Genomic DNA, 24,338 nt, shown 5'->3' with positions numbered 1-24,338 from the left:
CCGTACGGGTGAAACGATCCCTCATAAGGGGACAGGAACCCTTTATTCCGTGGCGCGAACCCGGCGAGCATTGGCCAATACCGATCCACCCACATGCGCCCCGAGCGGGCGCTGTCAGTACCGCGGGCTACGGTTTCCGCATGGCTGCCCGTACCAAGACCACCAAGGACCGACCGTCCTACCGCTGCACCGAGTGCGGCTGGCAGACGGCCAAGTGGCTCGGCCGCTGCCCCGAGTGCCAGGCCTGGGGGACGGTCGAGGAATACGGCGCGCCCGCGGTCCGTACGACGGCTCCGGGCCGGGTCACCAGCTCCGCGGTGCCCATCGGCCAGGTCGACGGCCGCCAGGCCACCGCCCGCCCGACCGGCGTGCCGGAGCTGGACCGGGTGCTCGGCGGCGGTCTCGTGCCCGGCGCGGTCGTGCTGCTCGCGGGCGAGCCGGGCGTCGGCAAGTCCACCCTGCTGCTTGACGTGGCCGCCAAGTCGGCGAGCGACGAGCACCGCACCCTCTATGTGACCGGTGAGGAGTCCGCGAGCCAGGTCCGGCTGCGCGCCGACCGCATCGGAGCGCTCGACGATCACCTGTATCTCGCCGCCGAGACCGATCTGGCCGCCGTCCTCGGCCACTTGGACGCGGTGAAGCCGTCCCTGCTGATCCTCGACTCGGTGCAGACGGTCGCCTCCCCTGAGATCGACGGCGCGCCCGGCGGCATGGCCCAGGTCCGCGAGGTGGCCGGCGCCCTGATCCGCGCCTCCAAGGAGCGCGGCATGTCCACGCTGCTGGTGGGCCACGTCACCAAGGACGGCGCGATCGCCGGCCCCCGGCTGCTGGAGCACCTGGTCGACGTCGTCCTGCACTTCGAGGGCGACCGGCACGCGCGCCTGCGTCTGGTGCGGGGCGTGAAGAACCGCTACGGCGCCACCGACGAGGTCGGCTGCTTCGAACTGCACGACGAGGGCATCACGGGCCTCGCGGACCCCAGTGGGCTCTTCCTGACCCGTCGTGACGAACCGGTCCCCGGCACCTGCCTGACGGTCACCCTGGAGGGCCGCCGCCCGCTGGTGGCGGAGGTGCAGGCGCTGACCGTGGACTCCCAGATCCCCTCCCCGCGCCGGACCACCTCGGGTCTGGAGACCTCCCGGGTGTCGATGATGCTCGCGGTGCTGGAGCAGCGGGGCCGGATCAGCGCGCTCGGCAAGCGGGACATCTACTCGGCGACGGTGGGCGGCGTGAAGCTGTCGGAGCCGGCCGCCGACCTCGCGATCGCCCTGGCGCTCGCCTCGGCCGCCAGCGACACCCCGCTGCCCAAGAACCTCGTCGCGATCGGCGAGGTCGGCCTGGCAGGCGAGGTGAGACGGGTCACGGGCGTGCAGCGCAGGCTCACCGAGGCGCACCGGCTGGGCTTCACTCACGCGCTCGTCCCGGGCGATCCGGGCAAGGTCCCGCCCGGGATGAAGGTCCTGGAAGTCGCCGACATGGGGGACGCGCTCAGGGTCCTGCCGCGCTCCCGTCGCCGAGAGGCCCCACGGGAGGCGGAGGACCGCCGGTAGACTTTGCCCAGGTCTCGCCCGTCCGTACGAACCGAGTGCGTGAAACGGGAGCGCCTCAGAACCTGCGACCGGAGGAGTGCAGTGGCAGCCAACGACCGGGCGGCAGCTCCCGGAAAGTCCGGTGGGAGTTCCGGTGCCGAGGGCCTGATGCGCGCCGCACTGAGCGCGGTGGCTCCGGGCACGGCCCTGCGTGACGGCCTCGAGCGGGTTCTCCGCGGCAACACCGGCGGGCTCATCGTGCTCGGCTCCGACAAGACCGTCGAGACGATGTGCACGGGCGGCTTCGTCCTGGACGTCGAGTTCACGGCCACGCGCCTGCGGGAGCTGTGCAAGCTCGACGGCGGCATCGTGGTCTCCTCCGACCTTTCGAAGATCCTGCGGGCCGGCGTGCAGCTGGTGCCGGACCCGACGATCCCGACGGAGGAGACGGGCACCCGGCACCGCACGGCGGACCGGGTCTCGAAGCAGGTCGGCTTCCCTGTGGTCTCCGTCTCCCAGTCCATGCGGCTGATCGCGCTGTACGTCGACGGGCAGCGGCGCGTGCTGGAGGACTCGGCGGCGATCCTGTCCCGCGCGAACCAGGCGCTGGCGACCCTGGAGCGGTACAAGCTCCGGCTGGACGAGGTCGCGGGCACGCTGTCGGCGCTGGAGATCGAGGACCTGGTGACGGTCCGGGACGTGTCGGCGGTCGCCCAGCGTCTTGAGATGGTCCGGCGCATTGCCACCGAAATCGCCGAATATGTGGTCGAACTGGGCACCGACGGCCGGCTTCTGGCACTTCAGCTGGAGGAGTTGATCGCCGGAGTGGAGCCCGACCGCGAGCTGGTCGTCCGGGACTACGTCCCCGAGCCCACGGCGAAGCGCTCCCGCACGGTCGACGAGGCGCTGTCCGAGCTGGACGCGCTCTCCCATGCGGAGCTGCTGGAGATGGGCACGGTGGCGCGTGCGCTGGGCTACACCGGTTCCCCCGAGACCCTCGACTCGGCGGTGTCCCCACGGGGCTTCCGCCTGCTGGCGAAGGTGCCGAGGTTGCCGGGGGCGATCATCGACCGCCTGGTGGAACACTTCGGCGGCCTGCAGAAGCTGCTCGCCGCGAGCGTGGACGACCTTCAGGCGGTGGACGGTGTCGGCGAGGCCCGGGCCCGCAGCGTGCGCGAAGGCCTGTCCCGCCTGGCCGAGTCGTCGATCCTGGAGCGGTACGTCTGATTCCGGGACCACCGGGTCCGTCGTAGCTGCGGGTGCGCCTAGTCGGCGGACAGTACGAACGAAGCCTGGGACTTCGTGAACCCCGGAGCCTTGGCCTCCAGCAGGTAGGTCCCGGGCTTGGCGGAGCCCGCCGGGGGCGTCCCGCACTGGGGGGCGCTCGGCTTGCGGTCCCACTGCACGGTGTAGGTGATGCTCTGTCCCGCGGGCACCCGGAACACCAGGCTCGCCGCACCCTTCGGGCAGTCGCCCGAGGACCAGTAGGCGTCACTGCTGTCGGCAGTGGTGATCGTCAACACCGCACTCTTCGGCCCGAGATCGACCTTGCAGTCACTGGACGACGTGTTCTTCGCGACGAGTTCGAACGACGGCACCTGGTCCGGTGAGTACGAGTTGTGCCGGCTGCGCAGGCTCAACGTGACCGCCCCGGCCGTGCACTTGGGCAGCGAGGAGGACGCCGGGAGCGCGTCGCCCGTGCCGACATCGCCTCCACCGGAGCCCGAACCCGAGCCCCCGCCCGAGCCGCCGCCGGACCCCGCCGAGCCGGAGTCGCCCTTGCCGTCCGACCCGGTCCCGCCGGCGTCCGCACCGCCGCTCGACTCGTCTCGCCCGCCCGGGTGTTGGCTGATCGCGGACTCGGACGAGGAGGGCCCCGGCGTGATCGTGGACACGGGGTTCTTGCCGTTGGACGCGTCGGTGTTCTTCTTGCCGCCCCCGCCACCGGCCGTCACGATCCAGGTGACCAGCAGCGCCAACACGGCGACCACCGACACCATGACGACCCTCCGTCGCCAGTAGATGGAGGAGGGAAGCGGCCCGACCGGATTGCGCAGAGATCCCACGGCGCAAACTTTACGAGAGATCGGCGCGCGTGCTTGCGCCACCCGCCGCCCCGACTCCAACTTTTCCGGATCATCATCCCGGCAACTACCGCAGGAGAAAGGGTCCTTCACACACCGCGACCAGAAGCGACGCTCCGCAACCGCGCGGTCGCCGACGCTGCCCGCCCGACCCGTGGCAGGATCGGAAGGCCATGACTGAGAAGCTCCACGCCCCCGTGATCGCCTGGTTCGACACCCACGCCCGCGACCTCCCCTGGCGCCGCCCGGAGGCGGGCCCCTGGGGCGTGATGGTCAGCGAGTTCATGCTGCAGCAGACCCCGGTCAGCCGGGTCCTGCCCGTCTACGAGCAGTGGCTCGCCCGCTGGCCGCGCCCCGCCGACCTCGCCGAGGAGGCTCCCGGAGAGGCGGTGCGCGCCTGGGGCCGGCTCGGCTACCCGCGCCGCGCCCTGCGGCTGCACGGCGCCGCGGTCGCCATAACGGAGCGGCACGGCGGGGACGTGCCGACGGACCACACCCAGCTGCTGGCGCTGCCCGGCATCGGCGAGTACACGGCCGCCGCGGTGGCCTCGTTCGCGTACGGACAGCGCCACCCGGTGCTGGACACGAACGTGCGCCGGGTCTTCGCCCGGGCGGTGACCGGGGTGCAGTACCCGCCGAACGCCACCACGGCCGCCGAGCGCAGGCTGGCCCGCGAGCTGCTGCCGCAGGACGAGAGGACCGCCGCCCGCTGGGCCGCCGCGTCCATGGAACTGGGTGCGCTGGTGTGCACGGCGAAGAACGAGGGCTGCCACCGCTGCCCGATCGCCGTGCAGTGCGCCTGGCGGCTGGCGGGCAAGCCGGAGCACGAGGGTCCGCCGCGCCGCGGGCAGACGTACGCCGGCACGGACCGACAGGTGCGCGGCAAGCTGCTCGCCGTCCTGCGCGAGGCGCACGCGCCGGTGCCGCAGGCGGCGCTGGACCGGGTGTGGCACGAGCCGGTGCAGCGCGCCCGCGCGCTCGACGGGCTCGTCACGGACGGTCTGGTGGAGCCGCTGCCCGGCAGTCTGTACCGGCTGCCGCTGACCTGACACACAGCCAAGTCACGGCGTACCGGCCCGTGTTACAGCCCCTCCCACCCCGCAAACCGCCCCATAGATGCACATAAGTGGCAGCCGTCTTACCCCGAACCCACTTCCGTTACACAACCGACGGACAGCCGATTGCTAGCCGCAGGCTGCTCCGCACAGCCCCGTGACAAGAGCTCCGTAGCTTTCTTCTCGTGCCCGGCAGACCACGGGCCAGCGGGACAGAGGGACTTCCGGCGGGGAGCCGGAGACACGGGGAACGGAGGCGGTTGATCATGGCGCAGGGTGAGGTGCTCGAGTTCGAGGAGTACGTCCGCACGCGACAGGACGCGCTGCTGCGCAGCGCCCGCCGGCTGGTACCGGACCCGGTCGACGCCCAGGACCTGCTGCAGACCGCGCTGGTGCGGACGTACGGCCGCTGGGAGGGCATCGCCGACAAGCGGCTCGCGGACGCCTATCTGCGCCGGGTGATGATCAACACCCGTACCGAGTGGTGGCGGGCGCGCAAGCTGGAGGAGGTCCCGACCGAGCAGCTGCCGGACGCCTCCGTGGACGACTCGACCGAGCAGCACGCCGACCGGGCCCTGCTGATGGACATCATGAAGGTTCTCGCTCCGAAGCAGCGCAGCGTCGTGGTGCTGCGACACTGGGAGCAGATGTCCACTGAGGAGACGGCCGCGGCCCTCGGCATGTCGGCCGGTACGGTCAAGAGCACGCTGCACCGGGCGCTCGCCCGGCTCCGCGAGGAGCTGGAGGCCCGCGATCTGGACGCACGCGCGCTGGAGCGTGAGGAGCGGGAGCGTTGCGCGGCCTGACCGGGGCCGGGCCCAGCGAGGCCCGAGGCAGTACACAGGCGGTGATCGCGGCTGCGGCCGCGCTCGCCGCCCTTGCCCTTTTCGTCGCCGCGTGCGGCACCGGGGGCACGGGCGCGCGGGACGAGGGCCCGGCGCACGCCTCCGCGGTGGCCGGCGCGGTCGCCTCTCCGCAGCCCAGTCCCTCCGAGACGTACCGGCGCGTGGACGCCGTGGCCCTGCTCAAGGAGGACCCCGCGGTCTCGTCGGCCGTCAAGCGCGACCTGAAGCCGTGCAACGGCGACGACTACCCGGTCGACGTCTCCTACGGCGCACTGACCGGCGGCTCCGTGGACGATGTCGTCGTCAACGTGCTCACCTGCGACGACTGGATCGGCCTCGGCTCGTATGTGTACCGGGACGAGGGCGGCACGTTCAGGAACGTCTTCAAGAACGAGGAGTCCCCGGTCGTCGCGGACATCGAACAGGGCGTCCTGACGGTGACCAAGCAGGTGTACAAGAAGGGCGACCCGATCTCCAGCCCGTCCAGTGAGGATGTGATCCCCTACACCTGGAGGAACGGGCGGTTCGTCCAGGGGCGGGCCGTCCACAACGACTACGGCACCGGCTCCACCGAGACCCCCTCGCCCGTTCCGGGCACCTGACCGACCACATCACCCAGAACTGAGAGCACCGGGATGGCAGACCAGACCCACGTCCTGTTCGTCGAGGACGACGACGTCATCCGCGAGGCCACCCAGCTCGCCCTGGAGCGGGACGGCTTCGCGGTGACCGCCATGCCCGACGGGCTGTCCGGCCTTGAGGCGTTCCGGGCGAACCGCCCCGACATCGCGCTGCTGGACGTGATGGTCCCGGGCCTGGACGGCGTCAGCCTGTGCCGTCGTATCCGGGACGAGTCGACCGTGCCGGTGATCATGCTCTCGGCGCGGGCCGACTCCATCGACGTCGTCCTCGGTCTGGAGGCGGGCGCCGACGACTACGTGACCAAGCCGTTCGACGGTGCCGTCCTGGTCGCCCGGATCCGCGCGGTGCTGCGCCGCTTCGGCCACGCCGGTGCCGCACACACCGAGGAGAACCCGGCGCACGTGAACGGCGGCCCGCTGACCTTCGGTGACGTGGAGATCGACACCGAGGGCATGGAGGTGCGCCGGGCCGGGCAGCCGGTGGCCCTCACCCCGACCGAGATGCGGCTGCTGCTGGAGTTCTCCACCGCTCCCGGCACCGTGCTCTCCCGCGACAAGCTGCTGGAGCGGGTGTGGGACTACGGCTGGGGCGGGGACACCCGGGTCGTCGACGTCCATGTGCAGCGGCTGCGGCAGAAGATCGGCCAGGACCGGATCGAGACGGTCCGCGGCTTCGGCTACAAGCTGAAGGCCTGAGCGGGGCGGGCATGCGGGGGATCATCAGGCGTCCAGTGGGGTGGGCGGAGCGCGCGGGTCTGCGGACCGGGCTCAGATGGAAGCTCAGCGCGGCGATCGCCCTGGTCGCCGGGCTGGTGGCCATAGCGCTCAGCCTGGTCGTGCACAACGCCGCCCGGGTCTCGATGCTGGACAACGCGCGCGACCTGGCCAACGAGCGCGTCCAGGTCGCCCAGGGAAACTACGAGCGGTCCGGGCGGGTCATTTTCCCCAACATCAAGATCGACGACCCCGAACTGCCGCACGTGCTGCGCGAGAAGGTCGAGGAGGGCCGCCGGGCCAGCTACGTCAGCGACCACCGCGGCGGCGTGCCGGACATCTGGGCGGCCGTACCGGCCAAGGACGGGCACGTGCTGTCCCTCCACAGCCGCTTCCCGGACCGCTCCACCGACGTGATGAAGGACCTCGACCAGGCCCTGGTCATCGGGTCCATCGCCGTCGTGCTCGGCGGCAGCGCGCTCGGCGTGCTGATCGGCGGGCAGCTGTCGCGGCGGCTGCGCAAGGCGGCGGCCGCGGCGGGCCAGGTCGCCAACGGTGAGACCGACGTACGGGTGCGGGAGGCCATCGGCGGGGTCGTGCGGGACGAGACCGACGATCTCGCGCGCGCGGTGGACGCGATGGCGGACGCACTGCGGCAGCGTCTGGAGGCCGAGCGGCGGGTGACCGCCGACATCGCGCACGAGCTGCGCACCCCGGTGACCGGCCTGCTCACCGCCGCCGAGCTCCTGCCGCCCGGCCGCCCCACCGAACTGGTCCTGGACCGCGCGAAGGCGATGCGCACCCTCGTCGAGGACGTCCTGGAGGTGGCCCGCCTCGACAGCGCCTCCGAGCGGGCGGAGCTGCAGGACATCGTGCTGGGCGAGTTCGTGGCCCGGCGCGTGGCGGCCAAGGACCCGGCCATCGCCGTACGGGTGGTGCACGAGTCGGAGGTCACCACCGACCCGCGCCGCCTGGAGCGGGTGTTGTTCAACCTGCTCGCCAACGCCGCCCGGCACGGCAAGCCGCCGATCGAGGTGACCGTCGAGGGCCGGGTCATCCGGGTCCGCGACCACGGCCCCGGCTTCCCGGAGGCGCTGCTCGCCGAGGGCCCGAGCCGCTTCCGCACCGGCAGCGCGGACCGCGCGGGCCAGGGTCACGGCCTGGGCCTGACCATCGCGGCCGGCCAGGCCCGGGTGCTGGGCGCCCGTCTGACCTTCCGCAACGTGCGCCCCGCCGGCACCCCCGAGCACCTTCCGGCCGAGGGCGCGGTGGCCGTCCTCTGGCTCCCGGAACACGCGCCCACGAACACGGGCAGCTATCCGGTGCTGCCGCGGTCCGGGGGCACCGGCGGCTGAGCACGGAGCCGGGTTCCCCGCGACGGCACCTTCATGTGGTCGCGACGAGCAGCTCCTCCCCTCGTGACGGCCGCAGGCCGTCCGTCCGGCCGGCGAAGTAGCGCTCGCCGAGTTCCTCGGCCGTAACATGCCGGACCTCACGGAACCCGCTCTCGCGGGCCAGGGCCAGGATCCGCGGCGGTGTGAAGAAGCTGAGGAAGGGGGTCCCGGCGGCACGGGCACCGTTAACGGCGGCCTGCAGCTGCGGACGCTGCTCCGGCTCGACGTCCGCCGGCGGCCGCAGGAAGGTCGTGGCCAGCGTGGAGCCCACGGCGAGCGTGGCGACGAGGCGGAACATGGCCTCGACCGCTTCCTCGGTGAGGTACATCGTGACACCGGTGGCGGCCACCACCGCCGGCCGGCCGGGATCCAGGCCGGCCCCGACCAGCTGTCCCCACCAGTCCCCCTCGAAGTCGACCGGCACCAGCCGCAGCCACTCGGGGACGCCGTACCCCAGCTCGGCCAGCCGCTGTCGCTTCCAGGCCTGCGGCCCGGGCCGGTCGGCCTCGAACACCCGGAGCGTGGCGGCGATCTCCGGCCGCCGCTGGGCGAAGGTGTCCAGTCCGGCCCCCAGGAGGACGTACTGGCCGACGCCCCGCCTGGCCTGGTCCACGACGAGATCCTCCACGAAGCGGGCACGGGCCGTGATGGAGGCGCGGGTGCGCCGCGTGGCCCGGACGTCCATGTCGGGGCGGCCGCGCCAGTCCTCGTCGGGGGCGGCCAGCCGCAGTCCGATCTCGTCGTCGATCACATGCGGCGGCGGATCCGCCTGGACGTGCAGGGCCCGCCACAGGGCGACCCGCACGGCCGTGTGGTCCGCCGCGACCGTCTGCCCGTGCATGCCGTTGCCTCCCCGTCCGCCGGTCAGCCGAAGTCCTTCGAGAAGTCGAGTTCCTCGCTGCGCTCGGTCAGCGAGTACCAGTTGCCGTTGTCGTCCCGGAAGATCGCCTCGATGCCGTACGGCCGTTCCTTCGGCTCCTGGACGAACTCCACTCCCCGCGCCCTGAACCGCTCGTAGTCCGCGCGGCAGTCGTCCGTGTGGAACGCCCCCGCCCCCAGCACGCCCTTGGCCACCAGCTTCTTCAACGCCTCGGCGGACTCGGGGTCGAGGCCGGGGCCGTCCAGGCTCATCAGGGCCAGCTCCACGCCGGGCTGGTCCTTGGCGCCGACGGTGACCCAGCGCATGTCGCCCACAGCGAGGTCGCTGCACACCTCGAAGTCCAGCTTCTCGGTGAAGAAGGCCTTCGTGCGCTGCTGGTCGAAGGTCCATACGGTGGTGATGCCCAGGCCCTTGATCATGGCTCCGCTCTCCTGTCGGCAGGCTGCTGTTCCTGCTCGTCACCGTAGGCAGGGGCGGGCTCGGCGCGCTTCTTCGAAGTTGCGGTGTTGAAGCCGCCGGCCCAGAGCATGGCGTAGCAGCCGGGTATGAGGGAGGCGCCGCAGCCGACGTGCTTCGTGCGGTACTCGCTCGGGGTGAGCCCGGTGCGGGCCTTGAAGCGGGCGGAGAAGGTACCGAGGCTGCTGAAGCCGACCAGGGTGCAGATCTCGGTCACGGTGAGGTTGGCCCCGCGCAGCATCTCCTCGGCCCGCTCGATCCGGCGGTGGGTCAGATACTGCCCGGGTGTCTCGCCGTACGCGTCCTTGAAGGCGCGCAGGAAGTGATAGCGCGAGTACCCGGCGTGCGCGGCCACCGCGTCCAGGTCCAGGGCGGGGTCGGCCCAGTCACGGTCCATGGCGTCCTTGGCCAGACGCAACCGGCGCATCTTGTCCATGGAGCGATGGTGGCACGGGGGACTGACAACGGCCGGGCACGGCGAAGGCCCCCGGGGCGGACACCAACCGGGGGCCTTCGGCTCAGGGACGGCTCACACCGCTTCGATCACGGGCGCCGGCACCGCATCGTCGCCGCCCTCCGCAGGAGTCGGCTTCTGCGGGCCGCCGCGGAGCGGCACCTCCTTCACGAACAGGGAGGCGATCAGCACGACCACGGCGATCACCGCGCCCAGCAGGAACGCCGAGTGCGTACCGGCGGACACCGCGTGCTGGTACGCCTCCCGCGCCGCCGCCGGCAGCTTCGCGAGGCTCGCCGCGTCCAGCTGGGCCGACTGCTCGGTGATCTTCGAGCCCAGCGCGCCGGCCCGCTCGGCCATGACGTCCTGGACCCGGTGGTTGAACAGGGCGCCCATGATGGCGACGCCGAAGGAGGAGCCGAGCGTACGGAACAGGGTGGTGGACGAGGACGCCACGCCCATGTCCTTCATCTCCACGCTGTTCTGCGCGACCAGCATGGTGACCTGCATCAGGCAGCCCATGCCGAGACCGAGCACGGCCATGTAGAGGCCCGAGGTCAGCCGGGTCGTGTCCGTGTCCATCAGCGACAGCAGGTACAGACCGACGATCATCAGCGCGCCGCCGACGATCGGGAAGATCTTGTAACGGCCGCTGCCGGTGGTGACCCGGCCGGCCACCATCGAGGTCACCAGCATCGCGCCGAGCATCGGCAGGAGCAGCAGACCCGAGTTGGTCGCGGAGGCGCCCTGGACCGACTGCTGGTACAGCGGCAGGAAGAGCGTGGCGCCGAACATCACGAAGCCGGTGATGAAGCCGATGAGGGACATCAGGGTGAAGTTGCGGCTGCGGAAGATGTGCAGCGGCACGACCGGCTCGGCGGCCTTGGTCTGCCAGAACACGAACCCGATCAGCGCGGCGACGCCGATGCCGATCAGCTCCATGATCCGCGCGGACGTCCAGGAGTACTCGGTGCCGCCCCAGGTGGTGACCAGCACGATCGAGGTGATGCCGACGGTCAGCAGGACGACGCCGAGGTAGTCGATGCCGGCCTTGGACCGCTTCTTCGGCAGGTGCAGCACGGCGCTGACCAGCGCCAGCGCGACCACGCCGAGAGGCAGGTTGATGTAGAAGGACCAGCGCCAGCCCCAGTTGTCGGTGATGGTGCCGCCGACCAGCGGGCCGCCGATCATCGCGAGCGCCATGACGCCGGCCATCATGCCCTGGTACTTGCCACGCTCCCGCGGCGGGATCAGGTCGCCGATGATCGCCATCACGCCGACCATCAGACCGCCGGCGCCGAGGCCCTGGATGGCTCGGAAGCCGATGAGCTGCCCCATGTTCTGGGCCATGCCGCTGAGCGCGGAGCCGATCAGGAAGATCACGATCGAGCTCAGGAAGGTGGCCTTGCGGCCGTACATGTCGCCGAGCTTGCCCCAGATCGGGGTGGCCGCCGCGGTCGCGAGGGTGTAGCCGGTCACGACCCACGAGAGGTGTTCCAGCCCGCCCAGCTCGCCGACGATCGTCGGCATCGCCGTGCCCACGATCATGTTGTCCAGCATCGCGAGCATCATCGCGATCATGAGCGCGAGCAGGACCACGCGCACGCTCTTGGGCTTTTTCTCCTGCGGATCGGGTATCCCCTGGGCCGTCACGGCCGCCTGTGTGTCCGCCATCTCTCCTACTCCCCCCGACGACTACTTACTTGCCGCCCGGCTAGTTCACTACACTGGGGAAGGTAGACCTGTCACTAGCCGGGCGTCAAGTAAGTTTTCGCCGGGGGGCGAGGAGTACGAGGATGGGCGTCACCATGGACGGCACCAAGCAGCAGCGCCGCGGCAACACCCGCCAGCGCATCCAGGACGTCGCGCTCGAACTCTTCGCCGAGCAGGGCTACGAGAAGACCTCGCTGCGCGAGATCGCCGAGCATCTCGACGTCACGAAGGCGGCCCTGTACTACCACTTCAAGACGAAGGAAGAGATCATCGTCAGCCTCTTCGAGGACCTGACGCAACCGATCCAGGACCTCATCGCGTGGGGCCGCGACCAGCCGCACACCCTGGAGACCAAGCACGAGATCCTGCGGCGCTACAGCCAGGCGCTGATCGGCGCCGAACCGCTCTTCCGGTTCATGCAGGAGAACCAGGCGACGGTGCGGGAACTGCGCATCGGCGACACCTTCAAGGACCGGATGCGCGACCTCAGGGAGATCTTCATCGACCCCGAGGCACCCCTCGTGGAGCAGGTCCGCTGCGTCAGCGCGATGTTCACGCTGCACGCGGGGATGTTCGTGATGCAGGACGTGGAAGGCGACTCCGAGAAGAAGCACGAGGCCGTTCTCGAAGTCGCCATGGATCTCGTCACTCAGGCACACCGGGGCGCCCACAAGGAGATCTAGTCCAGCGGCCCGAAGGGCCGGCTCAGACGGTCACGCCCTTGGCGTGCAGGAAGGCGACCGGGTCGACCGCGGAGCCGTAGTTCGGGGTCGTACGGATCTCGAAGTGCAGGTGCGGCCCGGTGGAGTTGCCGGTGCTGCCCGAGAGGGCTATGTGCTGGCCGGTCCTGACGATCTGACCGACCTTGATGTCGATCCGGGACAGGTGGGCGTACTGCGAGTACGTGCCGTTGCCGTGCTTGATGACGACGGCGTTGCCGTACGCGGGGCCGTCACCGGCACCGTTGGGGCCGGCCTTGACGACGGTGCCGCCGTGCGCGGCGACGACCTCGGTGCCGGTCGGTACGGCGAAGTCCTGACCGCTGTGCTTGGCGACCCAGTGGCTGCCGGCCTGGTCGAAGGCGGCGGAGAGCGTGTACTTCTGCACCGGGTCGACCCAGGCGGTCGCCGACGGTGCGGCGGCGCTCGCGATCCCGGTCCCCAGCACGGCCGTGGCGCCCACTCCGGCGGCCAGGACGGCCACGCGGCTGCGGAGCGAGGACGTACGGGAGGAACGGGAGGTGAAGCGCTGGATCATCGATACCTCGTGGGTTCGGGGACATGACCGCCACCCGGCGCTCAGGTGTTCGCCGGGCGGACCACACATTGGTAACCCGTCACCCCATTCCAGCTCAAAGCCCCCTATCTACGGCGCAAGCTAGTAGAAGAACCGAAAAACACCCACTTCTTGACAGGTCTCCCACCCCTGGGCACCAGCCCGACGACGTCGGCCTTTCTCGTGAGATTCCGGGGGTTAAGAGCCTTTTTGTCCGTATTAAAAGTCCCACTATGAGGGTTAGTAACGGACATTTCGCCTGTGCCGCTTATCACCGGCACCCCAAACCGCCGACCCGAGAAATGTGACGCACACCTCTAGTCACCTACCAGCCGGTAACCCTACGGTTCCCCTCGCGCCACCCTCACCACAGATCATGCCCCTGACAGACACCCGTTCAGGCCGTGCAGCGTACGGACGTGAGAGGACCCCCACCGATGACCAACCGCCCCTGGGCGCGCCGGATTTCCGCCACCGCCGTCTCCGTGGCCGCGCTCACAGCGCTGGCCGCCCCGGCCGAGGCTGCGGACGCGACCACGAGCAGCGCCTCCGCCACGGCCGCCAAGGTCGACTACGCCACCTGGCAGAAGGACTGCCAGTCGGTCATGGACCAGGCCCTGCCGTACCTGAAGGCACGGATCGCCGCCGCCGAGCCCGGCGAGAAGCAAGCGGTCGTCTTCGACATCGACAACACCACGCTGGAGACCGACTTCGGCTTCAGCTACCCGCAGCCGGCCAACAAGCCGGTGCTGAACGTCGCCAAGTACGCGCAGGAGCACGGCGTCTCGCTGTTCTTCGTCACGGCTCGCCCGGGCATCATCTACTGGCCCACCGAGTACAACCTGGAGCACGACGGCTACGACGTCTCCGGTCTCTACGTCCGCGGCCTGTTCGACCTCTTCAAGGACGTCGCCGCCTACAAGACCGCCCAGCGCGTCGACATCGAGAACCAGGGCTACACGATCATCGCGAACGTCGGCAACAGCGCCACCGACCTGTCGGGCGGCCACGCCGAGAAGACGTTCAAACTGCCCGACTACAACGGACAGTTGTCGTAACCCTCCGGAATTCGCCCTTCCGGAATTCGGCGCTCCCCCACGGGAGTCCTTGCATGCGAAAAGGGGCCGGTGCTCGAAAGCACCGGCCCCTTTTCGTCGACCGTGACGCTTACGCGTCCTTGCTCAGGTTCGGCCCGGCACCGCCGGCCGCCTGCTCGATCGGCGGGACGTCGGGCAGAGCCGACTTCTCCTCACCCCGGAAGGTGAAGGTGGCGGCGTCGCCCTCGCCCTCGGTGTCCACGACCACGATGTGACCGGGGCGCAGCTCGCCGAAGAGGATCTTCTCCGAGAGCGAGTCCTCGATCTCGCGCTGGATGGTGCGGCGCAGCGGCCGGGCGCCCAGCACGGGGTCGTAACCCTTCTTGGACAGCAGCTCCTTGGCGGACTGGGAGAGCTCGATGCCCATGTCCCGGTCCTTCAGGCGCTCGTCGACCTTGCCGATCATCAGGTCGACGATCCGCAGGATGTCCTCCTGCGTCAGCTGCGGGAAGACGACGACGTCGTCGACGCGGTTGAGGAACTCGGGGCGGAAGTGCTGCTTGAGCTCGTCCGAGACCTTGTTCTTCATGCGCTCGTAGTTCGACTTCGTGTCACCCGTGGCCGCGAAGCCCAGGTTGAAGCCCTTCGAGATGTCCCGGGTGCCGAGGTTGGTCGTCATGATGATGACCGTGTTCTTGAAGTCCACGACCCGGCCCTGGGAGTCGGTCAGGCGACCGTCCTCCAGGATCTGCAGCAGCGAGTTGAAGATGTCCGGGTGGGCCTTCTCGACCTCGTCGAAGAGGACGACGGAGAACGGCTTGCGGCGGACCTTCTCGGTCAGCTGGCCGCCCTCTTCGTAGCCCACGTAGCCGGGGGGCGAACCGAAGAGACGCGAGACCGTGTGCTTCTCGCTGAACTCCGACATGTCGAGGGAGATCAGCGCGTCCTCGTCACCGAAGAGGAACTCGGCGAGCGCCTTGGACAGTTCGGTCTTACCGACACCGGACGGGCCGGCGAAGATGAACGAACCACCCGGACGCTTCGGGTCCTTCAGGCCCGCACGCGTACGACGGATCGCCTTCGACAGCGCCTTGACGGCGTCGTTCTGGCCGATGACCCGCTTGTGCAGCTCCTCCTCCATGCGGAGCAGGCGGCTGGACTCCTCCTCGGTCAGCTTGAAGACCGGGATGCCGGTGGCCGTGGCGAGGACCTCGGCGATCAGCTCGCCGTCGACCTCGGCGACAACGTCCATGTCGCCGGCCTTCCACTCCTTCTCCCGCTTGGCCTTGGCGGACAGGAGCTGCTTCTCCTTGTCACGCAGGGAGGCGGCCTTCTCGAAGTCCTGCGAGTCGATCGCGGACTCCTTGTCCCGGCGGACGGCGGCGATCTTCTCGTCGAACTCGCGCAGGTCCGGCGGCGCGGTCATCCGGCGGATGCGCATCCGGGAACCGGCCTCGTCGATCAGGTCGATCGCCTTGTCCGGCAGGAAGCGGTCCGAGATGTAGCGGTCGGCCAGGGTGGCGGCCTGGACCAGCGCCTCGTCGGTGATGGAGACGCGGTGGTGGGCCTCGTACCGGTCGCGCAGACCCTTGAGGATCTCGATCGTGTGCGGCAGGGACGGCTCGGCGACCTGGATGGGCTGGAAGCGGCGCTCGAGGGCCGCGTCCTTCTCCAGGTGCTTGCGGTACTCGTCCAGCGTGGTCGCACCGATGGTCTGCAGCTCACCGCGGGCCAGCATCGGCTTGAGGATCGAGGCGGCGTCGATGGCGCCCTCGGCGGCACCCGCACCGACCAGCGTGTGCAGCTCGTCGATGAACAGGATGATGTCGCCGCGGGTGCGGATCTCCTTGAGCACCTTCTTCAGGCGCTCCTCGAAGTCACCGCGGTAGCGGGAGCCGGCGACCAGGGCGCCGAGGTCCAGCGTGTAGAGGTGCTTGTCCTTGAGCGTCTCGGGCACCTCGCCCTTGACGATGGCCTGGGCGAGGCCCTCGACGACGGCGGTCTTGCCGACACCGGGCTCACCGATCAGGACCGGGTTGTTCTTCGTACGGCGGGACAGCACCTGCATGACCCGCTCGATCTCCTTCTCGCGCCCGATGACCGGGTCGAGCTTGGACTCACGAGCGGCCTGGGTGAGGTTCCGGCCGAACTGGTCGAGGACGAGGGAGGTCGAGGGCGTGCCCTCGGCCGGGCCGCCGGCGGTGGCGGTCTCCTTGCCCTGGTAACCGGAGAGCAGCTGGATGACCTGCTGCCGCACCCGGTTGAGGTCTGCGCCCAGCTTGACCAGGACCTGGGCGGCGACGCCCTCGCCCTCACGGATCAGGCCGAGCAGGATGTGCTCCGTGCCGATGTAGTTGTGGCCCAGCTGAAGGGCCTCGCGGAGCGACAGCTCCAGGACCTTCTTGGCACGGGGAGTGAAGGGGATGTGGCCGGACGGGGCCTGCTGGCCCTGGCCGATGATCTCCTCCACCTGCTGGCGGACCGCCTCAAGCGAAATGCCGAGGCTCTCCAGGGCCTTAGCGGCGACACCTTCGCCCTCGTGGATGAGACCCAGGAGGATGTGCTCGGTGCCGATGTAGTTGTGGTTGAGCATCCGGGCTTCTTCCTGAGCCAGGACGACAACCCGCCGCGCGCGGTCGGTGAACCTCTCGAACATCGTTAATCGCTCCTCAGAGCGGTCAGGCAGTGGGGGGAACTTCCCCTCCCTGTCCTTCCGCAGCTTAGTCCCGCAAGCGGGGACCGCTCATTCCAACTGCCGACACCGTCCTTGGCCTCCTGACCCCGAACGCCGACATCTGCTCCAACCCGATGGTGCGAGACGATGTTCCCGCAGGCCAGGCAGTTACCCCACTCGCCACTACGCCGATGGCGAACGTGAGACGGCCCGTTCTGCGCGTCGCCCCCTCCCACTAGGCATGTCTTACCCGCAGGGACAGACACTCCATGCCGCGCGCACCGGTTCCCTCCGCTATGGGCGAACAACCTTGCGCCTCCGCGGACCCCCACACACTTCCCTTTTGAGCACTCTGCGCAATGGTCAGGGCACCCAGCGTAACCTGTGGCCCGCTTCGGCTGTTGCACTTGGCATGGCTGGCTCGGTCTCCATGACCTCCACTGTCCCCCTTCCTCGCCGACCGCTCGACCGGAAGCCCTCCGACCTTCCGGAGATCCCGGAAGTACGGGCCCGGCACTGGTACGAGAACGATCTGGGCTGGCCGACCGTGCCCGGACGGCCGCTGCGGTTGGTCACGGGGCTGCGGTTCGACGTCCTGGACGTGCCGGCCGGGGCGGGAGCAGCGGCGCTCAGGCATCTCGCGCCGGGCTCTCCGGTGGCCCTGTGGGGCGACCGGATGCGGCTGCTGCTGGCCGTCGGCAGCGCGGAGGAGCTGCCCGAGCTGCTGGAGTGGCTGCAGTGGGGGGCGCTGGCACTGGACCTTCGGGTCCTGGGCACGGGCGGCCTGATGGAGGCGCCGGTTCCGCCCGAGCGGGCCCGGAGCGGGGCTCAGCCGCTTCTCGACGGGCCCCGTGCCGACGATTGCCTGCAGGGGGCCGCCGTATGGCTGCGGCCCCCCGGGCCGGGGGGCGAGGCCGAGGCCTCGCTGCCGGCGTTGCCGGCCATGGGGAGCCCGAAAGGCGCCCCCGATCTCGTACGACTGGTGGACACGGTGGCAGCGCAGTGCCACCGGATCCGGCTGCGGCGCCTGAGCGCCCGGCCGCCCGCCTGCCGGCGGAATCAGCCGTTGGCCTTCTCGTAGGCCTCGCGAATGGACGCGGGAACACGGCCGCGGTCGTTGACCTCGAAACCGTTGTCCTTCGCCCAGGCGCGGATCTGAGCGGTGTCCTGGCTGCCGCCGGAAGCGGCACGCGTCTTTCCACGCCCGCCCGAAGCACGGCCACCGGTACGCCGGCCACCCTTCACATAGGCGTCGAGAAGGCCACGCAGCTTGTCCGCATTGGCGGTCGTGAGATCGATCTCGTACGTCTTGCCGTCCAGCGCGAACGTCACGGTCTCGTCCGCCTCGCCGCCGTCGAGGTCGTCGACAAGAAGGACCTGAACCTTCTGTGCCACCGGATTTCCTTTCATCGATAACGTGAGGACCAGGGGGTGTGCGGCGCCCGCCGTTTCGCCGCCCCTGTTATATGCAGTACTGCAGTACGTCGGAAAGCAAACCGCTTTTGCCGGAAAAACACAAACCCCTGGGAGAGGCCCAGGGGCCTGCCCCGGCCCGGAAACATGCGCGTTTCGGACATAGGGCACCGGGGCAAAGACGATCACAGATGCAGAAGCATCCGGCTGTTGCCCAAGGTGTTCGGTTTCACTCGTTCGAGACCGAGGAACTCGGCGACGCCCTCGTCATAGGAACGCAACAGCTCCGCGTACACATCGGTGTCGACCGGCGTCTCCCCGATCTCCACGAAGCCGTGCTTCCCGAAGAAGTCCACTTCGAAGGTGAGACAGAAAACGCGCCGAACGCCGAGCCAGCGCGCTGTCTCCACCAACTTCCCCAGCAACTGATGGCCGACACCGGCGCCCTTGAGACCGGGCTTCACCGCGAGAGTGCGGACTTCCGCCAGGTCTTCCCACATGACGTGCAGCGCCCCGCAGCCGACCACCTCGGCGTTGTCGTCGCGTTCCGCCACCCAGAACTCCTGGATGTCCTCGTAAAGCGTCACCGTGGCTTTGTCGAGCAGGATGCGGTCGCGGACGTAGGCGTCGAGGAGGCGGCGCACGGCCGGGACATCGCTGGTCCGGGCCCGCCGGACGGTGATGGCTTTTGCGGTGACTTCGGGACGCTCTGCTGACATGAGCGGACGCTATCGCCCGGCGGCCTCCCCCGCCGCGCCGGGGTTCTCCGCTTGCGGGGCTTGGGGGGCTTCCTGGGTTTCCGGACCCTGGACGATGCGTACGGCGTCCCTGAGAGCCTGGCGCTGTTCCTCGCTCATCATCCCGAAGAAGGCGACGAGAGCGGCGGCGGGGTTGTCGCTCTGCGACCAGGCGTCGTTCATCAGGGCGGCGGCGTAGGCGGCTCGGGTGGAGACGGCCTCATATCGATAGGCGCGCCCTTCCGCCTCACGGCGCACCCAGCCCTTCTGATGGAGATTGTCCAAAACCGTCATCACGGTGGTGTACGCGATGGACCGTTCCTGCTGCAGGTCTTCCAGGACTTCTCGAACGGTCACCGGGCGGTTCCACTTCCACACCCGCGTCATGACCGCGTCTTCGAGTTCTCCCAATGGGCGAGGCACAGCTCAGAACAATAGTGGGAGATCCCGGCAATGGCGTGCCGGACGTGCGCTTAGGTTACAAAAGCGAACAAAAAGGGCGCACGACTCGGAAAGCACCGGGGTGCGGGGAGTCGTGCGCCCAGAGCCCTGCGGTTCAGGCGTCGCCGGCGGCGGAGGCCTGACGTGCGCCTTCCGCGCGCGCGAGGGCGGCGTCCACGGCCGCGTCCTCCTTGGCCTTGGCGGCCCCGCCCTGGGTCTTCACGATCACCCTGATCACACCGATGAAGAACACGGCCATGACGACCGGGGGCACGAGCGCGGAGACGTAGTCCATGGCTCCAGGGTAGCCACGCAGGCAGGGGCGAAAGGGGCGGGGTGGGCGAAGGGGCGCTCAGCCGGCGGCGAGCTGCGGCGATCCGGCGGTCTCGGCCGCGCCGGCGGGCGGCGTCGGCGGCTTGCGGCGGGGGAAGACCTCGCCCGGCGTGGGGATGGGGCGCTTCGGGGCGGCCGGTTCGGAGGCCGGGCGCTCGGCCGGACGTGCGGGAGGGGTCTTGCCGGGCTTCGGAGCGGGCTTCTGGGCGGGCTTCTCCGGGTCGTCGGCCTCCGCGTCCGAGCCCTCGCCCGCACCGCCGGGAAGGGCCGTCAGGCGCGTCCTGGAGGGCGGTACGGCGGGGGCCGGGACCTTCCGGGCCCCCTGGGCGAAGCGTGCCCGTACGTCCCGCTCGGCGAGCGCCCGGCAGCGGTCCAGCAGGGTGGCCGCCGCGGGGTTGCCGCGCAGCGCCCGGAGTGCGGCGAGATCGTCCGGCGCCGGCCGGTGTCCGGCGCCCAGCGCCTCCTCGAGCAGGGTGAGGTAGCCGGCGGCGGTGCCCGGCAGGGCGGCGCGGTACCGGCCCAGGTCGGCCACCAGGAAGGCGCGCAGCCTGGCCCCCTCGCACATCGCCTCGTCGAGGGACTCGGCGAGGCGGAAGCAGTCCTTGACGTCCTCGGCGGACGCTCGGCCGGGGTGAAGGGCGAGGGCGAGAGCACGGCGGAGCACACGCAGCTCCTCCGCGCCGAACGCCATGCCGCCGCGGGATCCGTATGGCGTGGGCATGCGGCGACGCTACCGCTAATCGGACAAAAGTGACGAATCGGAATGCTGTGTCGTCGCGTGTCGCTGCCAGGTTTCCCCCGACCGGGGCCACCCGCGCGCGTACGGCACGGCGACCGGGCGCGCGGCGCCCGCGAAGACCGGCGCCCGCCGCGGGCGCCGGTGCCTCACATCCGCGACACGTTCCGCTCGTACACCAGGCGCAGGCCGATCAGGGTCAGCCACGGCTGGTGCTCGTCGATCACCGAGGACTCGCCCAGCACCACCGGCGCGAGGCCGCCCGTGGCGATCACCGTGACGTCGTCGGGGTCGTCGGCCAGCTCCCGGGCCATCCGGCCCACCACTCCGTCGACCTGCCCGGCGAAGCCGTACACGACGCCCGACTGCATGGCCTCGACCGTGTTCTTGCCGATCACGTTCCTGGGCCGGGCCACCTCGATCTTCCGCAGCTGCGCGGCCCTGATCCCGAGGGCCTCCACCGAGATCTCGATGCCGGGGGCGATGACCCCGCCGACGTACTCCCCGCGCGCGGAGATCGCGTCGAAGGTGGTCGCCGTGCCGAAGTCGACGACGATCGCCGGGCCGCCGTACAGCTCGTTCGCCGCGACCGCGTTGATGATGCGGTCGGCGCCGACCTCCTTCGGGTTGTCGAACTGGATCGGCACGCCCGTCTTCACGCCCGGCTCGACCAGCACCGCGGGCACGTCGCCGTAGTAGCGCCGGGTGACCTCGCGCAGCTCGTGCAGCACCGACGGCACGGTCGCGCAGATCGCGATGCCGTCGATGCCGTCGCCCAGCTCCTCACCGAGCAGCGGGTGCATGCCCATCAGGCCCTGCAGCAGCACCGCCAGCTCGTCCGCCGTGCGGCGCGCGTCCGTGGAGATGCGCCAGTGCTCGACGATGTCCTCGCCGTCGAACAGGCCGAGCACGGTGTGCGTGTTACCGACGTCGATCGTGAGCAGCATGGCCGTTACTCCGCCTCGCGCAGGTCCAGGCCGATGTCGAGGATCGGCGAGGAGTGGGTGAGGGCGCCGACGGCCAGGAAGTCCACGCCGGTGTCGGCGTACATGCGCGCGGTGTCGAGGGTGAGCCGCCCGGAGGCCTCCAGCAGGGCCCGCCCGTTCACGATCCCGACGGCCTCCGCGCACTCGTCGGGCGTGAAGTTGTCCAGCAGGATCAGGTCGGCGCCCGCCTCCACGACCTCGCGCAGCTGGTGCAGGGTGTCGACCTCGACCTCGATCGGCACCTCCGGGAAGGCCTCCCGTACGGCCTTGAAGGCCAGTGCGACGCCCCCGGCGGCCACCACGTGGTTGTCCTTCACCAGGGCGGCGTCGGAGAGCGACATGCGGTGGTTGACGCCCCCGCCGCAGCGCACCGCGAACTTCTCCAGCGAGCGCAGCCCCGGCGTGGTCTTACGGGTGTCGCGCACGCGCGTCTCGGTGCCTTCCAGCACGTCCGCCCACGCGCGCGTGGCGGTCGCGATGCCGGAGAGGCTGCACATGAGGTTGAGGGCGCTGCGCTCGGCGGTGAGCAGGTCACGCGTGCGCGTGGTGACCGACAGCAGCTTCTGCCCGGCCTCGACACGGTCGCCGTCCTCGACGTGCCGCTCGACCTCGAACTCGTCCGTGCAGACCACCGAGAGCACGGCCTCGGCGACCCGCAGGCCCGCCGCCACGCCGGCCTCACGCGCGGTGAAGTCGCCGGTGGCCACGGCGTCCTCGGGGATGGTCGCGACGGTCGTCACGTCCACGCCGCCGGCCAGGTCCTCCTGGATGGCGACGTTCGCGATGTCCTCGACCTCGACGGGGTCGAGTCCGGCAGCGGCCAGCAGCTCGGCGAGCGCGGGGTCGAGCCCGCACTCCAGGTACTCCTCGTCGCCCTCCGCGCCGCAGGCGCAGCCGTCACCGCAGCCGCCGGTCGGGGCGAGGGGAAGGTCGTCGGTGCTCACTTGTTCTGCTCCTGAGGGCGCTGGTGTTGCCGGGTCGGGGGGAAGTCTGCGGTGTCCGTGGTGCGTACGGCCAGCGACCGGTCGGGATTGAGCCGTACGACGATGTGGCGTCGCCAGTCCGTGTCGTCGCGCTCGGCGCGGTCCTCGCGCCAGTGGCAGCCGCGGGTCTCCTCGCGCAGCCGCGCGGCGGCGACCAGGACGCGGGCCACGCACAGGAGGTTGGTCGCCTCCCAGGTGTCGACGCCCGGCTCGGCGGTCTTGCCGTTCTCCGCCAGGGCGTCGCGGGCCTCGGTGTGCAGCCGCTGGAGCTGGTCCGCGGCCTTGTCCAGCGACTCCGCGGAGCGGAGCACGCCCGCGCCCTCGGTCATGATCCGCTGGACGGCGAACCGGGCCTCGGGGTCGAGCAGCGGGTACGCGGGCTTCTCCGGGTCCGGGACCGGTACGGGCACGCGCGCGTGCAGGCCGTCCGCGGCGTGGGCCGCCGCGATGTCGGCGGCGATCCGCTCGGCGTAGACGAGGCCTTCGAGGAGGGAGTTGGAGGCGAGCCGGTTGGCACCGTGCACGCCGGTGCAGGCGACCTCGCCGCACGCGTACAGGCCGGGAACGGTCGTCCGCCCCCGCGCGTCGGTGCGGACGCCGCCGGAGGCGTAGTGGGCGGCCGGGGCGATCGGGATGGGCTCGGTGACCGGGTCGATGCCGTTGGCACGGCACGCGGCCAGGATGGTCGGGAAGCGGTGCTCCCACATGTCGGCGCCGAAGTGCCGGGCGTCGAGGAACATGTGCTCGGCGTCCTGCTCCTGCATCCGCCGCATGATGCCCTTGGCGACGATGTCCCGGGGCGCCAGCTCGGCCAGCTCGTGCTGTCCGACCATGAAGCGCACCCCGTCCCCGTCCACCAGGTGGGCGCCCTCGCCGCGCACCGCCTCGGAGACGAGCGGCTGCTGGCCCTCGGCGTCCGGGCCGAGGAACAGCACGGTCGGGTGGAACTGGACGAACTCGAGGTCGCTGACCTCCGCGCCCGCGCGCAGCGCCAGCGCCACGCCGTCGCCGGTGGACACGGACGGGTTGGTGGTCGCGGAGAACACCTGGCCCATGCCGCCGGTGGCGAGGACGACCGTGGGGGCGTGCACGGCGCCCACGCCGTCGTGCTGGCCCTCGCCCATCACGTGCAGGGAGACGCCCGCGGTGCGGCCGTCGGCGTCCGTGAGCAGGTCCAGGACCAGGGCGTTCTCGATCATGCGCACCCCACGCGCGCGTGCGGCCTCCACGAGCGCGCGGGAGATCTCCGCGCCGGTCGCGTCCCCGCCCGCGTGCACGATGCGGCGCCGGTGGTGGCCGCCCTCGCGGGTGAGCTGGATGTCGCCCTCGTCGTCGGTGTCGAAGTGGGCGCCGGTGGAGATCAGCCGCCGTACCGCGCCGGGACCCTCGGTGACGAGGATCCGTACGGCGTCCTCGTCGCACAGGCCGACGCCGGCCACCAGGGTGTCCTCGAGGTGCTGCTCCGGGGTGTCGCCCTCGCCCAGGGCGGCGGCGATACCGCCCTGCGCCCAGCGCGTGGAGCCGTCGTCCAGGCTGGCCTTGGTGACGACGACCGTCGTCAGGCCCGCGGCCTCGCAGCGCAGGGCGGCGGTAAGACCGGCCACTCCCGAACCGACGACGACCACGTCCGCGGAGATGGACCACCCGGGTGCGGGTGCGTGCAGTCGTATGCCTGTGCTGGTCACGAGGCGGCTCCGAGGGATCCGAAGGTGAGAGGGAGGTTGTCGATCAGCCGGGTGGTGCCCACCCGGGCGGCCACCGCGAGGACGGCCTCGCCGGTGAAGCCGTCACCGATCTCGGTGAAGTCGGACGGGTCCACGAGGGCGAGGTAGTCCAGCTGGAGCGGCGGGTCGAGGCGGACACCCTCGTCCAGTACCTGGCGGGCGGGAGGGGGGGGGGGGGGGGGGGAACCGAGGCGCGCGCGTGTACTAGATCGGCATGAGCGGGTTACCCCAAGC

26 protein-coding genes are annotated in these 24,338 nt (G+C 70.5%); 10 read left to right on the top strand and 16 right to left on the bottom strand.

Features of this window, described 5'->3' with window-relative positions; genetic code table 11:
* The first annotated feature begins 140 nt into the window (after positions 1-140).
* On the top strand, positions 141-1,550 hold the full coding sequence (gene radA, locus AC07DS_RS39710; protein ID WP_479153556.1) for a DNA repair protein RadA: 1,410 nt from the start codon (positions 141-143) through the stop codon (positions 1,548-1,550).
* Between the two features lie 81 nt (positions 1,551-1,631).
* Positions 1,632-2,756, top strand: coding sequence for a DNA integrity scanning diadenylate cyclase DisA (gene disA / locus AC07DS_RS39705; RefSeq protein WP_479153554.1), 1,125 nt, complete (start codon positions 1,632-1,634; stop codon positions 2,754-2,756).
* A 38-nt stretch (positions 2,757-2,794) separates the two neighbouring features.
* Here the strand turns inward: disA and AC07DS_RS39700 are convergent, their stop codons facing one another.
* Positions 2,795-3,595 carry a hypothetical protein gene (locus AC07DS_RS39700; protein WP_479153552.1) on the bottom strand — a complete coding sequence of 267 codons (801 nt, stop codon included), beginning with the start codon at positions 3,593-3,595 and terminating at the stop codon, positions 2,795-2,797.
* Between the two features lie 191 nt (positions 3,596-3,786).
* Here AC07DS_RS39700 and AC07DS_RS39695 point away from each other — a divergent pair, with 191 nt between their 5' ends.
* The 5 genes from AC07DS_RS39695 (at position 3,787) to cseC (ending at position 8,223) form a co-directional block, all read left to right on the top strand.
* Entirely contained in the window at positions 3,787-4,662 is an 876-nt protein-coding gene (locus AC07DS_RS39695) for an HhH-GPD family protein (RefSeq protein WP_479153550.1), read from the top strand.
* A gap of 272 nt (positions 4,663-4,934) precedes the next feature.
* Entirely contained in the window at positions 4,935-5,474 is a 540-nt protein-coding gene (locus tag AC07DS_RS39690; RefSeq protein WP_067006350.1) for a SigE family RNA polymerase sigma factor, read from the top strand.
* Positions 5,462-6,115, top strand: coding sequence for a hypothetical protein (locus AC07DS_RS39685; RefSeq protein WP_479153545.1), 654 nt, complete (start codon positions 5,462-5,464; stop codon positions 6,113-6,115). The genes AC07DS_RS39690 and AC07DS_RS39685 overlap by 13 nt, the downstream gene beginning before the upstream one ends.
* A gap of 33 nt (positions 6,116-6,148) precedes the next feature.
* Positions 6,149-6,850 carry a two-component system response regulator CseB gene (gene cseB, locus AC07DS_RS39680; RefSeq protein WP_479153542.1) on the top strand — a complete coding sequence of 234 codons (702 nt, stop codon included), beginning with the start codon at positions 6,149-6,151 and terminating at the stop codon, positions 6,848-6,850.
* A gap of 11 nt (positions 6,851-6,861) precedes the next feature.
* Complete coding sequence (gene cseC, locus AC07DS_RS39675; RefSeq protein WP_479153540.1) at positions 6,862-8,223, top strand: two-component system sensor histidine kinase CseC; 1,362 nt, start codon at positions 6,862-6,864, stop codon at positions 8,221-8,223.
* A 31-nt stretch (positions 8,224-8,254) separates the two neighbouring features.
* On the opposite strand, the gene AC07DS_RS39670 is transcribed toward cseC, so the two are convergent.
* The 4 genes from AC07DS_RS39670 to AC07DS_RS39655 all read right to left on the bottom strand — a co-directional run bounded on the left by AC07DS_RS39670 (position 8,255) and on the right by AC07DS_RS39655 (position 11,726).
* Positions 8,255-9,103 carry a class I SAM-dependent methyltransferase gene (locus AC07DS_RS39670; protein ID WP_479153538.1) on the bottom strand — a complete coding sequence of 283 codons (849 nt, stop codon included), beginning with the start codon at positions 9,101-9,103 and terminating at the stop codon, positions 8,255-8,257.
* 23 nt (positions 9,104-9,126) lie between these two features.
* Positions 9,127-9,561, bottom strand: a complete 435-nt coding sequence (locus AC07DS_RS39665) for a VOC family protein (protein WP_479153537.1) — start codon at positions 9,559-9,561, stop codon at positions 9,127-9,129.
* Positions 9,558-10,025: a helix-turn-helix transcriptional regulator gene (locus AC07DS_RS39660; protein WP_479153596.1), complete on the bottom strand. Its 468-nt coding sequence runs from the start codon at positions 10,023-10,025 to the stop codon at positions 9,558-9,560. Before AC07DS_RS39660 ends, AC07DS_RS39665 begins: the two co-directional genes overlap by 4 nt.
* A gap of 102 nt (positions 10,026-10,127) precedes the next feature.
* Positions 10,128-11,726, bottom strand: coding sequence for an MDR family MFS transporter (locus tag AC07DS_RS39655; RefSeq protein ID WP_479153535.1), 1,599 nt, complete (start codon positions 11,724-11,726; stop codon positions 10,128-10,130).
* A gap of 122 nt (positions 11,727-11,848) precedes the next feature.
* Here AC07DS_RS39655 and AC07DS_RS39650 point away from each other — a divergent pair, with 122 nt between their 5' ends.
* On the top strand, positions 11,849-12,448 hold the full coding sequence (locus AC07DS_RS39650) for a TetR/AcrR family transcriptional regulator (protein ID WP_479153533.1): 600 nt from the start codon (positions 11,849-11,851) through the stop codon (positions 12,446-12,448).
* A gap of 22 nt (positions 12,449-12,470) precedes the next feature.
* Here the strand turns inward: AC07DS_RS39650 and AC07DS_RS39645 are convergent, their stop codons facing one another.
* Complete coding sequence (locus AC07DS_RS39645; protein WP_479153531.1) at positions 12,471-13,022, bottom strand: M23 family metallopeptidase; 552 nt, start codon at positions 13,020-13,022, stop codon at positions 12,471-12,473.
* 455 nt (positions 13,023-13,477) lie between these two features.
* Here AC07DS_RS39645 and AC07DS_RS39640 point away from each other — a divergent pair, with 455 nt between their 5' ends.
* The gene (locus AC07DS_RS39640; protein WP_479153529.1) at positions 13,478-14,098 is read left to right on the top strand and encodes an HAD family acid phosphatase; all 621 of its coding nucleotides are present in this window, start codon (positions 13,478-13,480) and stop codon (positions 14,096-14,098) included.
* Between the two features lie 109 nt (positions 14,099-14,207).
* Here AC07DS_RS39640 and AC07DS_RS39635 read toward each other — a convergent pair whose 3' ends face one another.
* Positions 14,208-16,733 (bottom strand): ATP-dependent Clp protease ATP-binding subunit, encoded by a 2,526-nt coding sequence (locus AC07DS_RS39635; RefSeq protein ID WP_479153527.1) that lies wholly within the window; start codon positions 16,731-16,733, stop codon positions 14,208-14,210.
* A gap of 448 nt (positions 16,734-17,181) precedes the next feature.
* Here AC07DS_RS39635 and AC07DS_RS39630 point away from each other — a divergent pair, with 448 nt between their 5' ends.
* A complete protein-coding gene (locus AC07DS_RS39630; RefSeq protein ID WP_479153525.1) occupies positions 17,182-17,832 on the top strand; it encodes an SCO3374 family protein in 651 nt (216 codons plus the stop codon).
* Here AC07DS_RS39630 and AC07DS_RS39625 read toward each other — a convergent pair.
* The 9 genes from AC07DS_RS39625 to AC07DS_RS39585 all read right to left on the bottom strand — a co-directional run.
* Complete coding sequence (locus AC07DS_RS39625; RefSeq protein ID WP_479153523.1) at positions 17,811-18,146, bottom strand: histone-like nucleoid-structuring protein Lsr2; 336 nt, start codon at positions 18,144-18,146, stop codon at positions 17,811-17,813. The two genes, AC07DS_RS39630 and AC07DS_RS39625, sit on opposite strands and share 22 nt — an antisense overlap.
* 203 nt (positions 18,147-18,349) lie before the next feature.
* On the bottom strand, positions 18,350-18,883 hold the full coding sequence (locus AC07DS_RS39620) for an amino-acid N-acetyltransferase (RefSeq protein ID WP_479153521.1): 534 nt from the start codon (positions 18,881-18,883) through the stop codon (positions 18,350-18,352).
* A gap of 9 nt (positions 18,884-18,892) precedes the next feature.
* Positions 18,893-19,288, bottom strand: coding sequence for a BlaI/MecI/CopY family transcriptional regulator (locus tag AC07DS_RS39615; RefSeq protein WP_479153519.1), 396 nt, complete (start codon positions 19,286-19,288; stop codon positions 18,893-18,895).
* Positions 19,289-19,457: 169 nt separating this feature from the next.
* On the bottom strand, positions 19,458-19,637 hold the full coding sequence (locus AC07DS_RS39610; protein WP_479153517.1) for a hypothetical protein: 180 nt from the start codon (positions 19,635-19,637) through the stop codon (positions 19,458-19,460).
* A gap of 57 nt (positions 19,638-19,694) precedes the next feature.
* Positions 19,695-20,366, bottom strand: a complete 672-nt coding sequence (locus AC07DS_RS39605) for a hypothetical protein (RefSeq protein ID WP_479153594.1) — start codon at positions 20,364-20,366, stop codon at positions 19,695-19,697.
* 194 nt (positions 20,367-20,560) lie between these two features.
* Complete coding sequence (locus AC07DS_RS39600) at positions 20,561-21,358, bottom strand: type III pantothenate kinase (RefSeq protein WP_145885761.1); 798 nt, start codon at positions 21,356-21,358, stop codon at positions 20,561-20,563.
* 5 nt (positions 21,359-21,363) lie between these two features.
* Positions 21,364-22,341, bottom strand: coding sequence for a carboxylating nicotinate-nucleotide diphosphorylase (gene nadC / locus AC07DS_RS39595; RefSeq protein WP_479153515.1), 978 nt, complete (start codon positions 22,339-22,341; stop codon positions 21,364-21,366).
* Positions 22,338-24,065 (bottom strand): L-aspartate oxidase, encoded by a 1,728-nt coding sequence (locus AC07DS_RS39590; RefSeq protein WP_479153512.1) that lies wholly within the window; start codon positions 24,063-24,065, stop codon positions 22,338-22,340. Before AC07DS_RS39590 ends, nadC begins: the two co-directional genes overlap by 4 nt.
* On the bottom strand, positions 24,062-24,338 hold a 277-nt coding region (locus tag AC07DS_RS39585; protein ID WP_479153510.1), incomplete at its 5' end, for a pantoate--beta-alanine ligase. The genes AC07DS_RS39590 and AC07DS_RS39585, both read right to left, overlap by 4 nt.

The sequence above is a fragment of the Streptomyces sp. NPDC044064 genome, from assembly GCF_056434245.1.
This window is presented reverse-complemented; position numbering and strand designations above follow the sequence as displayed.

What these genes read in the sequence shown, in the direction of transcription:
- radA (WP_479153556.1), top strand. Translation starts at nt 141, where the DNA reads ATGGCTGCCCGTACCAAGACCACCAAGGACCGACCGTCCTACCGCTGC.
- AC07DS_RS39695 (WP_479153550.1), top strand. Translation starts at nt 3,787, where the DNA reads ATGACTGAGAAGCTCCACGCCCCCGTGATCGCCTGGTTCGACACCCAC.
- AC07DS_RS39690 (WP_067006350.1), top strand. Translation starts at nt 4,935, where the DNA reads ATGGCGCAGGGTGAGGTGCTCGAGTTCGAGGAGTACGTCCGCACGCGA.
- cseB (WP_479153542.1), top strand. Translation starts at nt 6,149, where the DNA reads ATGGCAGACCAGACCCACGTCCTGTTCGTCGAGGACGACGACGTCATC.
- cseC (WP_479153540.1), top strand. Translation starts at nt 6,862, where the DNA reads ATGCGGGGGATCATCAGGCGTCCAGTGGGGTGGGCGGAGCGCGCGGGT.
- AC07DS_RS39670 (WP_479153538.1), bottom strand. Translation starts at nt 9,103, where the DNA reads ATGCACGGGCAGACGGTCGCGGCGGACCACACGGCCGTGCGGGTCGCC.
- AC07DS_RS39665 (WP_479153537.1), bottom strand. Translation starts at nt 9,561, where the DNA reads ATGATCAAGGGCCTGGGCATCACCACCGTATGGACCTTCGACCAGCAG.
- AC07DS_RS39660 (WP_479153596.1), bottom strand. Translation starts at nt 10,025, where the DNA reads ATGCGCCGGTTGCGTCTGGCCAAGGACGCCATGGACCGTGACTGGGCC.
- AC07DS_RS39655 (WP_479153535.1), bottom strand. Translation starts at nt 11,726, where the DNA reads ATGGCGGACACACAGGCGGCCGTGACGGCCCAGGGGATACCCGATCCG.
- AC07DS_RS39650 (WP_479153533.1), top strand. Translation starts at nt 11,849, where the DNA reads ATGGGCGTCACCATGGACGGCACCAAGCAGCAGCGCCGCGGCAACACC.
- AC07DS_RS39645 (WP_479153531.1), bottom strand. Translation starts at nt 13,022, where the DNA reads ATGATCCAGCGCTTCACCTCCCGTTCCTCCCGTACGTCCTCGCTCCGC.
- AC07DS_RS39640 (WP_479153529.1), top strand. Translation starts at nt 13,478, where the DNA reads ATGACCAACCGCCCCTGGGCGCGCCGGATTTCCGCCACCGCCGTCTCC.
- AC07DS_RS39635 (WP_479153527.1), bottom strand. Translation starts at nt 16,733, where the DNA reads ATGTTCGAGAGGTTCACCGACCGCGCGCGGCGGGTTGTCGTCCTGGCT.
- AC07DS_RS39630 (WP_479153525.1), top strand. Translation starts at nt 17,182, where the DNA reads ATGACCTCCACTGTCCCCCTTCCTCGCCGACCGCTCGACCGGAAGCCC.
- AC07DS_RS39620 (WP_479153521.1), bottom strand. Translation starts at nt 18,883, where the DNA reads ATGTCAGCAGAGCGTCCCGAAGTCACCGCAAAAGCCATCACCGTCCGG.
- AC07DS_RS39615 (WP_479153519.1), bottom strand. Translation starts at nt 19,288, where the DNA reads ATGACGCGGGTGTGGAAGTGGAACCGCCCGGTGACCGTTCGAGAAGTC.
- AC07DS_RS39610 (WP_479153517.1), bottom strand. Translation starts at nt 19,637, where the DNA reads ATGGACTACGTCTCCGCGCTCGTGCCCCCGGTCGTCATGGCCGTGTTC.
- AC07DS_RS39605 (WP_479153594.1), bottom strand. Translation starts at nt 20,366, where the DNA reads ATGGCGTTCGGCGCGGAGGAGCTGCGTGTGCTCCGCCGTGCTCTCGCC.
- AC07DS_RS39600 (WP_145885761.1), bottom strand. Translation starts at nt 21,358, where the DNA reads ATGCTGCTCACGATCGACGTCGGTAACACGCACACCGTGCTCGGCCTG.